Source organism: Paraflavitalea devenefica, from assembly GCF_011759375.1.
GTDB classification, from domain to species: domain Bacteria; phylum Bacteroidota; class Bacteroidia; order Chitinophagales; family Chitinophagaceae; genus Paraflavitalea; species Paraflavitalea devenefica.
This window is the reverse complement of record NZ_JAARML010000001.1, coordinates 987,555-1,001,958: the sequence shown is the minus strand read 5'-3', so window position 1 is coordinate 1,001,958 and position 14,404 is coordinate 987,555. Positions and strand designations below refer to the sequence as shown.

The 14,404-nt window shown below is 48.3% G+C and carries 8 protein-coding genes; all 8 read left to right on the top strand.

Translation table 11 applies throughout. From position 1 onward, the window contains the following. Positions 1 to 103: 103 nt before the first annotated feature. Positions 104 to 3,070 (top strand): SusC/RagA family TonB-linked outer membrane protein, encoded by a 2,967-nt coding sequence (locus HB364_RS04015; RefSeq protein ID WP_167286598.1) that lies wholly within the window; start codon positions 104 to 106, stop codon positions 3,068 to 3,070. 18 nt (positions 3,071 to 3,088) lie between these two features. Then, on the top strand, positions 3,089 to 4,627 hold the full coding sequence (locus HB364_RS04010; RefSeq protein ID WP_167286597.1) for a RagB/SusD family nutrient uptake outer membrane protein: 1,539 nt from the start codon (positions 3,089 to 3,091) through the stop codon (positions 4,625 to 4,627). Between the two features lie 49 nt (positions 4,628 to 4,676). Then, on the top strand, positions 4,677 to 7,988 hold the full coding sequence (locus tag HB364_RS04005) for a VCBS repeat-containing protein (protein WP_246228308.1): 3,312 nt from the start codon (positions 4,677 to 4,679) through the stop codon (positions 7,986 to 7,988). A 47-nt stretch (positions 7,989 to 8,035) separates the two neighbouring features. Further along, positions 8,036 to 9,058 carry a tetratricopeptide repeat protein gene (locus tag HB364_RS04000; RefSeq protein WP_167286596.1) on the top strand — a complete coding sequence of 341 codons (1,023 nt, stop codon included), beginning with the start codon at positions 8,036 to 8,038 and terminating at the stop codon, positions 9,056 to 9,058. Between the two features lie 171 nt (positions 9,059 to 9,229). Next, positions 9,230 to 11,035: an AMP-dependent synthetase/ligase gene (locus HB364_RS03995; RefSeq protein WP_167286595.1), complete on the top strand. Its 1,806-nt coding sequence runs from the start codon at positions 9,230 to 9,232 to the stop codon at positions 11,033 to 11,035. A gap of 259 nt (positions 11,036 to 11,294) precedes the next feature. Further along, the gene (locus tag HB364_RS03990) at positions 11,295 to 11,465 is read left to right on the top strand and encodes a hypothetical protein (protein WP_167286594.1); all 171 of its coding nucleotides are present in this window, start codon (positions 11,295 to 11,297) and stop codon (positions 11,463 to 11,465) included. A gap of 335 nt (positions 11,466 to 11,800) precedes the next feature. Then, positions 11,801 to 13,264, top strand: a complete 1,464-nt coding sequence (locus HB364_RS03985; protein WP_167286593.1) for a pyridoxal phosphate-dependent decarboxylase family protein — start codon at positions 11,801 to 11,803, stop codon at positions 13,262 to 13,264. Positions 13,265 to 13,315: 51 nt separating this feature from the next. After that, positions 13,316 to 14,380 carry a branched-chain amino acid aminotransferase gene (locus tag HB364_RS03980; protein ID WP_167286592.1) on the top strand — a complete coding sequence of 355 codons (1,065 nt, stop codon included), beginning with the start codon at positions 13,316 to 13,318 and terminating at the stop codon, positions 14,378 to 14,380. Positions 14,381 to 14,404: the final 24 nt, after the last annotated feature.

The following is a 14,404-nucleotide window of genomic DNA, read 5'->3' as shown; positions in this document are numbered from 1 at the left end:
GAGATAAATGTTAAATTTTTTTGAAAAATAGGTAGGAAAATGTTAAATTGTGTATAAGCTACACGTTACATTCCGCCATTTTATAACTACCTAACTGATTGCTATGACATCAAAACGATTGTTTACAGCAGCTGTTTTGCTATTGCTGGCATTGTCTATCAGCCTCGCCAGTCTCGCCCAGGACAAGATCATCACAGGAAAGGTTACAGATTCAAAAGATGGTGCACCGGTTATCGGTGCTTCTGTAGTTCCCAAAGGGTCTACCCAAGGCACATCTACCGGTACAGATGGTTCCTTTCGCATCAATGTAAGTGAAGGCGTCACCACCTTAGTAGTTTCTTCTGTAGGGTACACTACCCTTGAGGTCGATATCACCGGGAAAACAGTTGCCAATGTTGCCCTGGAAGCCAGCAACCTCAACCTGAACGAAGTCGTGGTAGTGGGATATGGTACCGCCCGCCGCAAGGATCTTACGGGGGCAGTAGCATCCATAAAATCCAAAGACTTTAACCAGGGTATCCTTACTTCTCCGGATCAATTGATCCAGGGTAAAGTAGCCGGTGTACAAATGATTAATAACAGTGGTGCGCCGGGCGGCGCAGCTACCATCCGCATCCGGGGTAATGCCTCTGTACGTTCGGGTAACCAACCTTTATTTGTGGTAGATGGTTTCCCGCTCGACGGCCGTACAGCCCGTCCCGGTGTAAACATTGGTGGTGTGGGGCAAACGCCTGATGCCAACCCGCTCAACTTTATCAATCCCAATGACATTGCCTCTATCGACATCCTGAAAGACGCTTCTGCTACTGCCATTTACGGCTCCAGGGGCGCTAATGGGGTGGTGATTATTACCACCAAACGGGGACAAACCGGCCAGCCCAGGATTGATGTGAGTGCAAATGCAGGTATCAGCAGGATACTTAAACGGTTTGATGTGCTGGATGGCAATGCATACAGGGCTGCACAAACCGAATATGGCCTTACCGGCAATGATAAGGGCGGAAACGTAGATGCCCTTGATGAAATCACCCGCACTGCCGTCACCCAAAACTATTATGTATCTATCGGTGGTGGTAATGAAAATGGCCGGTATCGTATCTCATTGGGTGTTCTTGATCAGGATGGTATTGTTAGAAAGACCAGCTTTAAAAAATATACCGCCAATATCAATGGCGCTTATAAATTCCTGGAAAGCAAAAAGCTGGGGATTGATTTCAACCTCCTCGCTTCACACAATACTGAACACATAGCGCCTATTTCCAACGATGCCGGATTTACAGGCAGCCTTATCAACCAGGCATTGCAATGGAACCCTACCAGGCCCCTGCGCAAAGCCAGTGATTCATTGGATATAGAATATGGTTCCACAACCGTTAATCCGCTGGCGATGTCAGAAGCTTATGATGATGTCTCCAACATCACCTCTGTACTTGCCAGCATTTCACCCTCCTATAAATTTACTGACTGGTTAGAGTATAAGATCCTGTTCAGTATAAACCGCAGCGTGGGCACCCGTAAAGCGCAGATAGCTTCCTTCATCAACCTGGAGCAGGTAGTCAACAGGGGGATCGCTTTTTCAGGTACCAATGAATTGACCACCCAGCAGCTTACGCATACACTGTCTTTTAACAAGGCAATAGCCGCTAAGCTCAACTTGAATGCGGTAGCAGGCTATGAGTACCAGAAATTTGATAACAAAGGTTCATGGATGGTGGGCAGGGACTTCCTGAGCAGCTTCATCAACTATACCAATTACTTCCAGAATACCTCCCAGAGTACCCGGGACATAGGCTCTTTTGCCGATCCCATCTCTGAATTACAATCTTTCTTCGGACGGGCGGCATTTAATTATGACGACCGTTTTCGCCTCATGGCTACTTTCAGGGCGGATGGTTCCAGTAAATTCGGGAAAAACAACCGCTACGGTTACTTCCCTTCCATTGGGGCATCATGGACCATTACCAATGAAGAGTTCATGAGCAATTCCAACATCTTTAACAACCTTAACTTCCGGGTAAGCTGGGGCAAAACCGGTAACCAGGAATTCCCCGCCGGGTCTGCCCAGGAAAGATTTGGTTTTTCACAAGGCGCATTCCAGCAGGTAAACGTGGCCAACCCCGACCTTAAATGGGAAACATCGACAGCCGTTAACGTAGGTCTTGATTTTTCTATTCTTGGAGACCGCCTCTTTGGTTCATTGGATTATTTTAATAAAAAGACCACCGACCTGCTGTTCAACTTTGACGCCATTCAGCCTGCGCCGGCTACCAAATATTGGATTAACCTCGATGGAGAAGTGGTGAACAAAGGATTTGAAGCAGGTATTACAGGCGTATTAATACAGAAAAGAGACCTTCGCTGGAACCTGGGCTTTAATGCCACCTTCCTGAAAAACGAATTGAATGGCTACAATGGGCCGGCTGTATTGACCGGCGCCATTCACGGTCAGGGTGTTTCAGGGGCCACCGTACAAAGGCTTGCCAATGGTCGTCCGCTCAATTCATTCTTTGTACGTGAATTCCTCGGTATAGATAAGGCTACCGGTTTTAGTACCTATACCGATGATGGCAACACTTTCTTTTATATCGGTGATCCTAACCCCACTAGCATATTGGGCATCAGTACGGATCTGACCTGGAAAAATTGGCTGCTCATTGTCAACATGAATGGGTCATTTGGCCATGAGATCTATAACAATACATTGAATTCGGTATTGCCTATTGGCAACCTCATTGGTGGCCGTAATATCGCTTCTTCCCTGGTAGCGGGCGATGTACAGGAAAATCTCTCCAATGCCCTTACTACCTCTTCCCGTTACCTCGAGAAAGGGGATTACATGAAGCTTACCAATGCAACCATCAGTTATAGAATAGGCAATCTGGGCAAAGTGATCAGGGATGCCAATGTATTCGTTACCGGACAAAACCTCTTCATCATTACCGATTTCAGTGGATTTGATCCTGAAGTGAATACAGACAAACAGGTTAATGGAGTGCCCTCTTTTGGTATTGAATATTCACCTTATCCAACACCAAGATCATTTATCCTTGGCGTCAGATTTACTCTTTAACAGCTAAAAAAAGATTGTATGAGCCATAAGAAAATTATAATACTACTGATGATGCCGGTCCTGCTTGTGCTCAGTTGTACAAAGCTGGAAGAGGATTTGAGAGGCGATATTCCCCGCGCCGAAGCAGAAAGAATATCCAACGTAAATGCCTTGCTCAAAGCAACCTATGATGGGCTGCAATTACCTTTCCAGGACCAGGCCAATGTTTGGGCTTTACAGGAGCATAGTACCGATGAAGCCCTGCCACCCACACGGGCCGGCGACTGGGATGACAACGGCGTATGGAGGGTGTTGCATACGCATACCTGGAATGCCGATCACACCTATGTACGCGATGTATTCAACAATCTGTTGGGCGTTGTTTTTAATGCCACCAACGTATTAAGTTTTAATCCCAACGCTCAACAGGCCGCTGAAGCAAAATTCCTGCGTGCCTTTGCTATGTTTACGGTGCTTGATCTTTATGGACAGGTCCCCTTCCGTGAGCCGGGCGAAAACCTGCTCAATCCACCCAAAGTATTGAAAGGCATAGAGGCACTGGACTTTATTGTAGAAGATCTAAATGCAATCCTTAATGATCTTCCTGCTACTTCTGACGATTTTGTGGCCAACAGGGATGCAGCAAGGGTATTACTAATGAAATGCTATCTCAACAAAGGTGTTTTTGCCAATCGTGAAACGCCAACTTTCGACGCTGCTGATATGAACCAGGTAATTACCCTGGCCGATCAGATCACCGCTACCGGCAAATACAGCCTGGAGGATAACTTCTATGATAATTTTGCGCCGAACAATCATACGGCATCATCCGAAAACATCTTTACCCAGCAAAACGGGCCCGGTATCAATAGAAATGGCAATGGCGCCCGTAGCAGGTACTATTCTTCCCTGCATTACAATTCTCCCATACCCGGTGGCGGGTGGAATGGATTTACCACGCTGTCCGACTTTTATGACAAATTTGAAGCTGCCGATAAGCGGCGGGGTGATGCTTATCCCGGCGTTACAGATTCATCTGGATTGCGGGTAGGCTTATTGTTGGGTCAGCAGGTGAATAAAAGCGGCGCTAATTTAACAGACCGCAGCGGTTCACGCCTGCTGTCCTTTACACGGGAAGTAAAATTAATAGAAACAGGCGCCAACCTGGAAGTCACCGGTATACGGGTAGTGAAATATCCGCCTGATCTTTTCAATGGTGATAATGCCAACAATGACTATGTCTTTTTCCGTTATGCTGATGTTTTACTCATGAAAGCAGAAGCGTTATTGCGTACCAGTAATGCGCCTGCAGGCCTCATTATTGTCAACAGCATTCGGGCAAAACGCCAGGCATCGGCACTGGCTACCCTTACTGCCGACAATCTCCTCGATGAAAGAGGAAGGGAAATGTATTGGGAAAGCTGGAGAAGGCAGGACCTGATCCGGTTTGGTAAATTCCTGCAGCCCTTCCAGGAAAAACCAGGCACTTCCGGTAAGGAAAGGCTATTGTATCCAATACCCAATGCTGCACTCGCAGTAAACCCAAATCTTGAACAAAATCCCGGATATACTCAATAAGTTTTCTAATTTACAGGAAGTCATTTTAGCAAAATGACTTCCTGTTCTTATGACACACCGCCATACATTTGCCTGCCTGTCGCTTGCCTGTTCTCTCTTATGGTCCTGCTCTCAAAAGAAGGCCCCGCCTGCTTTGTTTGAGCAAATGGAGCATACGGGTATTGACTTTACCAATAAGGTAGAGGATTCGCCCGACTTCAATATTTTCTCTTATCGCAACTTTTACAATGGCGGCGGTGTAGCCATCGGCGATATTAACAATGATGGATTAAGTGATATCTTCTTTACCGCCAATTCGGGCGGTAACAAATTATACCTCAATAAAGGCAACTGGCAGTTTGAGGACATCTCCGGAAAAGCAGGGATCGCCAACACAAAAAAGTGGAGCACAGGTGTGGTCATGGCCGATGTGAACCATGATGGCTGGCTCGACATTTACGTATGCAATGCCGGTTATCAGAAAGGCGTAGACCAGCAGGATGAGCTCTTCATCAACAACCACCGGCTTGGGTTTACAGATTCTGCCGTTGCTTACGGCTTAACCGAAAACGATTATACTACCCATGCCGCCTTCTTCGATTATGACCTCGATGGCGACCTTGATCTGTACTTGCTCAACAATAGTTTTATTCCTGTTAATACACTTAACTACGCCAATAACCGCGATCTCCGGGCAAAAGACTGGCCGGTAGCCGATTTCCTCAAAGGCGGTGGTGACCGCCTCATGCGGAACGACAAGGGGAAATTTACAGATGTAAGCAAAGAGGCCGGCATCTATGGTAGCCTCATTGGATTTGGATTAGGGGTCACCGTAGGGGACGTGAACAATGATCACTACCCGGACATCTATATCTCGAATGACTTTTTTGAACGCGATTATCTTTACATCAACCAGCACAATGGCGCCTTTACAGAAGAACTGGAAAAATGGACACAGCACATCAGTTTGTCTTCTATGGGCGCCGACATGGCCGATATCAACAATGACGGTTATCCGGACATCTTTACAACAGATATGCTGCCGGATGATGAATACCGGTTAAAAACAACCGCCTCTTTCGAAACCATTGATGTTAACCGCCTCACCATTAAAAAAGGCTTCTACCACCAGTACATGCAAAATACCTTGCAGGTCAACAATGGGAATGGCCGTTTCCTGGAAACAGCTCATTACAGCGGCGTGGCAGCTTCCGATTGGAGTTGGGGCGCCCTCATTTTCGATGCAGATAACGATGGCCTCTCCGACATCTATGTATGCAATGGTATTTACCACGACGTAACAGACCAGGATTTCATAGATTTCTTTGCCAATGAAGTGGTGCGTAAAATGGCGCTTACCGGTAAAAAAGAACAGGTAGACGGGATCATTGCAAAAATGCCTTCGCGGCCTATTGTCAACAAAGCCTTCCGGAACCTGGGCAATCTGCAGTTTGCAGATGCAGGCGCTTCCTGGGGTATTACGCAACCTTCCTTTTCCAATGGTGCTGCTTATGGCGACCTGGACAATGATGGTGACCTGGACCTGGTGGTCAACAATGTAAATGAAAAAGCATTCATATACCGCAACAACAACCGGGAAACAGCCGGCAATCATTACATAGGGGTTAGCCTCAAAGGCAAAGGCCTCAACACCTTTGCAGTAGGCAGTACCGTGAAAGTATACCAGGGCAATCAGATCATGAGCCGCGAGATCATTCCGGGCCGCGGCTTTCAGTCGTCCGTAGACTATAAAGCCATCATTGGCCTCGGTAACAAACCGGTTGATTCTATGATCATCATCTGGCCCGATCTTACGGCTTCACGCTTCGATCGTCCGGTAGCCGATTCAGTATACGCTATTCAGCAACCAGATGCCGGAAAACCAATTGCCGCACCTCCTGCCGCTACCGTTCAGCCACTGCTGGAAACAGTGAGCAGCCCGTTTGATAAGCATGTGGAAGATGATTATGTTGACTTCTATTATGAGCGTAACATTCCCATGATGCTTTCCCGGGAAGGCCCCAAAGCTGCTTTGGGAGATGTGAATGGTGATGGACTGTCTGATGTATATATCTGCGGTGCAGCCGGCACTGCCGGGCAACTCTACCTCCAAACAAACAATGGCTTTATAAAGAAACCCTCAACAACATTTGAGCAGTTTGCCAACTTTGAAGATGTAGCCGCTTTATTCTTTGATGCAGATAAAGATGGCGATGCTGATCTCTTTGTAGGCTCAGGCGGTAACAATCATCCCATGGGCAGCCGGGAAATGCAGAACAGGCTTTACATCAATGATGGTAAAGGGAACTTTGCCATCAATACGGCTGCCTTGCCGCCCAATGATGGCAATACCGCTGTGGTACTGGCCCATGATTTCGAGGGCGATGGCGACCTGGACCTCTTTGTCGGCAGCCGCAGCATCCCCGGTAACTACGGCGTTTCGCCTGCCAGCTACCTGCTCCTGAATGATGGGCGGGGCAAATTCAACGACATCGCCAAAACGAAAAATCCGGATATCGCGCAGGTTGGCCTGGTAACGGGAGCCGTGTTTGCCGACCTTACCGGCGACCGCCATCCCGAACTCATCATTGCCGGTGAATGGATGGCGCCCGGTATCTTTTCCTGGCAGGGCGATCACTTCGTGCCCCTGAAAAACAACCTCGATCAGTTATATGGCTGCTGGCAATCCATGGCCGCCACAGATATTGACCAGGATGGCGACCAGGACCTCCTACTGGGCAACATGGGCGAAAACTTCTACCTGCGCCCCACACAGGAGGCGCCGCAGAAAATATGGATCAATGACTATGACGGCAACGGGGTGACCGATAAGATCATGACCCGCACCGTAAAGGGACACGATGTAACAGTTTTTATGAAACGCGACCTGACCGATCAGTTGCCCTCTGTGAAAAAGCTGACGCTCAAACATGAAGACTTTGCCCAAAAAACCATACAGGACCTCTTTCCTGCCGACCTGCTGGAGAAAAGCCTGGTCAAAACCATCAACTATGCTGCCTCCTGTATAGCCGTGAATGAGGGGAACGGAAAATTTACCGTACACAAACTACCCCTGATGACCCAGCTTTCCTGTATCAACAGCATTCTCTGCACCGATATGAACCGGGACGGCTTTACCGACCTGGTCATGGGAGGTAACTGCTTTGGTTTCCTGCCCCAGTTTGCCCGCATGGATGCCTCTTTTGGTCATGTACTATTGAACAACGGGAAAGGAGGTTTTACCGGCCTGGCAGGCAGGCAATCCGGCCTGGAATTGACCGGCGTAATAAGGGATATAAAAGAAATACCCGCTAAAAATGGCCGTTACCTGCTGGTGTTGCAGAACAATGAACTGCCGGTACTGCTCAGGATGAAGCTTTAACATCTCCCCTGGTACCTCCAATTCGAAAAACTGTATCTTTGGCGCCTATGAAAAGATTCTTCTTCGCTGCCATTTTGTGTTTATCAGCAGGCGTTGCCGGTGCCCAGGATCAGGATTGGAAAGCTTTACAGGAAAAAGCCAAAGCCTTTACCCGGCAGGGCGACTATCCCAATGCCATCCTCGTGCTGAACCGGGCCATAGAAAAAGAGACCACTAACCTGGAACTTAAAAAAGACCTGGCTTTTGCCTACTACCTGAACCGCGATTATGTCCATGCACTGGAAGTAGCTAAGCCTTTCCCCGAATTGCAGGATGCTGATGTACAAAGCTTCCAGATATTGGGAATGGTATACAAGGCCATTGAAGAGGCAAAAGATGCCGAAAAAATGTACCGGGCAGCGCTTAAGAAATTTCCCAACAGCGGTGTATTATACAGTGAGTACGGGGAAATGCTGTGGAGCAAAAAGAATTATTCCGATGCCGTCAAGCAATGGGAAAAAGGCATAGAAGTAGATCCCAACCACTCCGGCAACTACTACAATGCCGCCAAATACTACTTCTTCACAAAAGATAAAGTATGGGCATTGATCTATGGCGAGATCTTCGTCAACCTGGAGAGCTATTCAAAGCGCACCCCCGAGATCAAGAACATCCTGCTGGACTCTTATAAAAAACTATTTACAGACAGTGACCTTACCAAAAACCAGGATACTAAAAACAACTTTATACGGGCTTTCCTGGACATCATGAAAACCCAGTCGGGCTATGTAGCCGCCAATGGCGTTACGCCGGAAACCCTATCGGCCATCAGGACCAAATTTGTGACCACCTGGTTTGAGAAATATGCCAAAGGACAGCCTTCCCGTTTATTCGAATACCAGCAGCAATTGCTGAAATCAGGCATATTTGAGGCCTATAACCAGTGGATCTTTGGGGCGGCCAGCAACCTGGCGGCGTATGAGAACTGGACCAAAGCAAATACGGAAGCCTATAACCAGTTCAATACCTTCCAGCGCAACCGGGTGTTTAAACTGCCGGGCGGTCAGTATTACCAGACTGCTTCCAAATAACTATTCAGACCATCTGATTATCAATAAGGCTTCCCGCTTTGCGGGGAGCTTTTTTTATTACCACTTATTTGGTAATTTGATGGCCAATAGCCGGGAAAAAACAACAATAGGGAGCTTCCGGATGTTGCATCAATGTGCCCCTTGATTTATATATTGTAAACAACGATTGTTATGACTGAACCCAGGCGCCTTTTCGACTGTATTCAATACCATCTTGAACGTACGCCTTTACCGGATATGCTGGCCGGTAAGGAAAATGGTCAATGGTGTACCTATAGCACACAACAGGTTAAAGACACGGTAGATAAACTAAGTGCCGGGTTACTGAACCTCGGTATCAGTGCCGGTGATATGACGGCTGAAGGCCGTGATAAAATAGCCATCATCAGCAAGAACCGCCCCGAATGGTTAATGATTGACATGGCAGTGCAACGGATTGGCGCCATCCTCACGCCGGTTTACCCTACCATTAATGTGAATGAACTGGAATTCATCCTGCAGGACGCACAGGTCAAAATGATCTTTGTAAATGATGAAGAACTATTTCACAAAGTGCTCAGCGTGAAAGACCGTGTTCCCTCGCTTACAGACATCTTCACCTTTGAGCATGTTGCGAATGCCCGGTATTGGAAAGATGTAATAAGTCTGGCCGATGAAGCAGGGCTGGGGAAAGCTGCTGCCATTGCAGATTCGATCCGGTATGAAGATCTTGCTACCATCATCTATACTTCCGGTACTACGGGTACGCCCAAGGGTGTCATGCTGTCGCACCGGAACCTGCTCAGTAATGTACTCGATTCTATTCCCTGCTTTCCGCCAGGTGATAACATGCGTGCCCTGAGCTTCCTGCCATTGAACCACGTGTTCGAACGCATGGTAAGCTATGTGTACCTCTTCAAGGGCACCTCCATCTACTACGCAGAGAGCCTGGAAACCATTGGCGATAACCTCAAAGAGGTAAAGCCTACCATGTTTACCACCGTGCCCCGCCTGCTGGAAAAAGTGTATGACAAGATCATGGCCAAGGGAGCGGAGCTGACCGGTATCAAAAGGAAACTCTTTTTCTGGGCTCATGACCTGGCCACCCGGTTCGAGATCAACAAAAACATGGGCATCGGCTACAGGATGCAACTGGCGCTGGCCAACAAACTTATATTCAGTAAATGGCGCGAAGCCCTGGGCAATAGGTTGTTGTGTATTGTAACGGGCGGCGCTGCCTGCCAGGTAAGATTGATACGCATCTTTACGGCGGCGGGCATTCCCATTATGGAAGGGTATGGATTAACAGAAACCTCTCCTGTCATCAGTGTAAACCGTTACCAGGAAAAAGACAGGCTGTTTGGCTCTGTTGGGCCGCTGATCAACAACGTAGAAGTGAAAATTGCAGAAGATGGAGAAATACTCAGCAAAGGCCCCAATGTCATGATGGGTTACTACAAACGGCCCGATCTTACACAGGATGCCATTACCGATGGATGGTACCATACCGGCGACATTGGGATGATCGTGGAAAACAGGTTCCTGAAAATCACCGACCGCAAAAAAGAAATGTTTAAGACCAGTGGCGGTAAATACGTGGCGCCGCTCCCCATTGAAAATAAACTGAAAGAATCGCCCTTTGTAGAGCAGGTAATGGTCGTAGGCGCAGAAAGGAAATTTGTAGGCGCGCTCATTGTGCCGGCCATCAGTAACCTCAAAGACTGGGCAAGGCAGCAGGGTATAAAGGCAACCACTACAGAAGAACTCATCAACCAGCCACCCGTCATGCACCTCTATAAAGACCTCGTGGAGAACTTCAACAAATACTTCAACCATGTAGAGCAGATCAAGAAATTTGAGCTGCTGCCCCGGGAATGGAGCATAGAAACCGGCGAAATGACGCCCAAACTAAGCCTGAAGCGCAAAGTCATCATGGAGAAATTCCGCGATGCCATTGAGCGCATTTACCAGGATACCCGGCAGGAAACCGTCAGTTAAAAACTGTCTTCCGCCTTTCCCTCAGTCGCCAGCCTCTGGCTCGCGACGCCTATTTCAAAGCCTCCGGCTTTGATTTCCTTCGCAGTGTCTTCCGTAGAACTTGTCCCGCCCCAGCGGGAGGGCGCTGCGGAGAAAAGAATCCATCATTTCATACCTCCAAAACAACAGTTCAGGCATGCTGCTATTGCCCGCTGAGGTGATCTGGTAGACATTTGTCCCGTATCTGAATTTGCTTTTGTTTACCAGCCAACACCTTTGTATGAAAAAGATTGCCATCCTGTTGTGCATCATTGTCTCAATGGGATTTACAGTAGCCAGGGAAAACAATGCCGGCGGCATAGTCGCAAAGCCGGCTCGCCCAAAAATTGACCATGCCGGCGGGTACCTTGAAACTACCTCCCCGCAGGCATATACCATCACCTTGCAATAGAGGAATTGTAACCTGTTGCTGTACAGTAAAAACAGCGCCCTGATCCTTTCCCATTTGAAGTTTAAACGTTAAGGGGCCCATTGGGTCCGCCACCGGGCGGACCCAATGGGCCCCGGCTTTTTCTGTACTGCCACGGCAGGCAACTACTGTAACAGATGCTATCTGATATAGCTAAAATTGAAAAAACTGAATCTGTTTTTAATAAAAAAATCAAAGGAGATTTGTACTGTTAACAGCAAGTCGTTACACCTGCTATGCGAAAGGGCAAGAATCGGGTTGCTGCGCGCACATCGCTTTTACATCTTCGCATAGTCTTAACTTAAATCGTGTTGTATATGGAAAGAGTTCCGGAGTTACTCGAAGAAGAGACATTAGACCCTGCAGACTGGGCTTCCTTAAAAGAACTGGGTCACCGTATGTTGGATGACATGTTCGATTACTACCAGTCATCACGGCAAAGGCCAGCCTGGAAAAAGCCCTCCAAATATGCATTGAACAGCATGGAGCATCCGCTGCCCCAATTCCCCCAGGAGGCCACAGAAGTATACGAGCATTTCTTCACCCAGATATTACCCTACAATACAGAAAACGGGCATCCCCGCTTCTGGTCATGGGTGCAGGGCGGCGGCACACCGTTGGGCATGCTGGCCGATATGCTGGCTGCCGGTATGAACGCCAACGTGAGCATTGGTGATCACATGCCCATGTATGTGGAAAAGCAGGTAATAGAATGGTCAAAGGAAATGATGGGCTTCCCCAAAACAGCCAGTGGCCTATTGGTCAGCGGTGCTTCGCTCGCTAACATTACAGCCCTGGTAGTAGCCAGGAACCACTTCAACAAATCTATCCGGAAAAAAGGCTTACAGGCCGTTCCCGCACAGATGATCGTATATGGTTCTGCAGAAACACACAATTGTGTAGTGAAAGGGGTGGAAGTAATTGGTATAGGCAGTGATAACTTCCGGAAAGTACCGGTAGATGATCAGTACCGTATACGGGTAGACCTGTTAAGGCAGATGATCCGGGAAGACCGCGAGGCCGGCCACCTTCCGTTTTGCATCGTTGGTAATGCAGGTACGGTCAACACAGGAGCAATTGATCCCCTGGAAGAGCTGGCCGCCATCGCCCAACAGGAAAACCTGTGGTTCCACATTGATGGGGCATTTGGCGCTGTTCCCAAAATATTGCCTGAGTTTGATGATCGGTTGAAAGGGCTCGAGCTGGCAGACAGCCTTTCGTTTGATTTTCACAAATGGTTATATGTGAACTATGAAGTGGCCTGTGTGCTCATCCGTGATGCCGCCATTCACCGGGAAGCATTTGCCACCGCTGTTACCTATCTCGTACAACATGAGCGGGGCCTGTCGGGTGGACCTGATCCTTTCAGCAACTATGGAATGGAGTTATCCCGGGGATTCAAGGCATTGAAAGTATGGATGTCTTTAAAAGAGCATGGCATCCGGCGCTATCAATACATGATCCGGAAAAACCTGCGGCAGGCCCAATACCTCGCAGGATTGGTACAGGAAGAGCATAACCTGGAATTGCTGGCGGAAGTACCGTTGAACATTGTATGCTTCCGTTTTAATCCCGGTGGTTTGGACGACTCAGCGTTGAACATCATCAACAAGGAAATACTCATGCGGTTACAGGAACAGGGCATTGCCGCACCTTCCTACACGCTACTGAATGGTAAATATGCGATCCGCGCAGCCATTACCAATCACCGCAGCAGGTTGGAAGATTTTGACATATTAATAGCGCAAACCATGCGCATCGGAAAAGAGCTCATTGCATAAACTCCTTAAGGAAGGGAAAGTATAGCCAGTTAATCACTTAAAAAACTCAATATGGAACTCACACAGGCCTTCTCCATACGGCCGGCCAAACAGTCCCGGATACGGGAAGTGGATTTTGATCACCTGGAATTTGGCAAATATGTGGCCGATCACATGCTCGTTTGTGATTATGGAAAGGGAAAATGGAACACACCGGAGATCATTCCTTTTGGCGACCTGACCGTATCGCCTACCACCCTTGCCCTGCACTATGGGCAAACGGTATTTGAAGGCATGAAGGCCTTTCGCATGGAAGATGGCCGCATCAACATATTCCGCATCCATAAGCATTATGAGCGCCTGACCAGGTCACTGGACCGGATGTGCATGGCCATCGTTCCGGAGGAAGTCTTTATAGAAGGGCTGCGGCAGCTCATTGAGCTGGATAAAGCCTGGGTGCCTGCAGCGCCGGGCACGGCCTTATACATTCGTCCGTTTGCCTTTGCCAGTGAAGCGAAATTTGGTGTGAAAGTTTCTGATGAATACAAATTCATCATCTTCTCAGGCCCGGTAGCAGGCGCCTTCCAAAAGCCGCTGCGGGTAAAAGTGGAAACCGGCTATGCCAGGGCTGCCAGGGGTGGTACCGGCGCTGCCAAATGTGGCGGCAACTACGGAGGGGCTTACTATCCCACCCAAAAGGCCAAAGAAGCAGGATATGACCAGGTGCTATGGACCGACAGCCACGACCATCAATACATTGAAGAATCCGGTATGATGAATGCCCTCTTTGTTATAGACGGCAAGCTGGTAACGCCGCCTCTCAGCGATTCTATCCTGGATGGTATTACGCGCGATTCCCTGCTTACCCTGGCCGGCGACCTCGGCATCCCGGTGGAAACAAGGCCTGTCAGCCTGGACGAACTGGAAAAAGCCTTCCGCCAGCGCCTCATCACAGAAGCATTTGGAGCAGGCACGGCCGCTATTGTGGCGCCGATCGGCGTCATTCATAGCAGGGGCATTGATTACCAGTTGCCGGAATATACCCCCGGTGCTGTAATGTTCAGGTTGAAGGATAAACTGGAAGCCATACGTACAGGAAAAGAACAAGACAAACATAATTGGAATTATGTGTTTTAAAGGATCAACCGAGTTCATGTTGGT

Bases quoted from the DNA above. Each gene is read 5' to 3' on its own strand.
- HB364_RS04000 (WP_167286596.1), top strand. From the start codon at position 8,036: ATGAAAAGATTCTTCTTCGCTGCCATTTTGTGTTTATCAGCAGGCGTT.
- HB364_RS03980 (WP_167286592.1), top strand. From the start codon at position 13,316: ATGGAACTCACACAGGCCTTCTCCATACGGCCGGCCAAACAGTCCCGG.
- HB364_RS04010 (WP_167286597.1), top strand. From the start codon at position 3,089: ATGAGCCATAAGAAAATTATAATACTACTGATGATGCCGGTCCTGCTT.
- HB364_RS03995 (WP_167286595.1), top strand. From the start codon at position 9,230: ATGACTGAACCCAGGCGCCTTTTCGACTGTATTCAATACCATCTTGAA.
- HB364_RS04015 (WP_167286598.1), top strand. From the start codon at position 104: ATGACATCAAAACGATTGTTTACAGCAGCTGTTTTGCTATTGCTGGCA.
- HB364_RS03985 (WP_167286593.1), top strand. From the start codon at position 11,801: ATGGAAAGAGTTCCGGAGTTACTCGAAGAAGAGACATTAGACCCTGCA.
- HB364_RS03990 (WP_167286594.1), top strand. From the start codon at position 11,295: ATGAAAAAGATTGCCATCCTGTTGTGCATCATTGTCTCAATGGGATTT.
- HB364_RS04005 (WP_246228308.1), top strand. From the start codon at position 4,677: ATGACACACCGCCATACATTTGCCTGCCTGTCGCTTGCCTGTTCTCTC.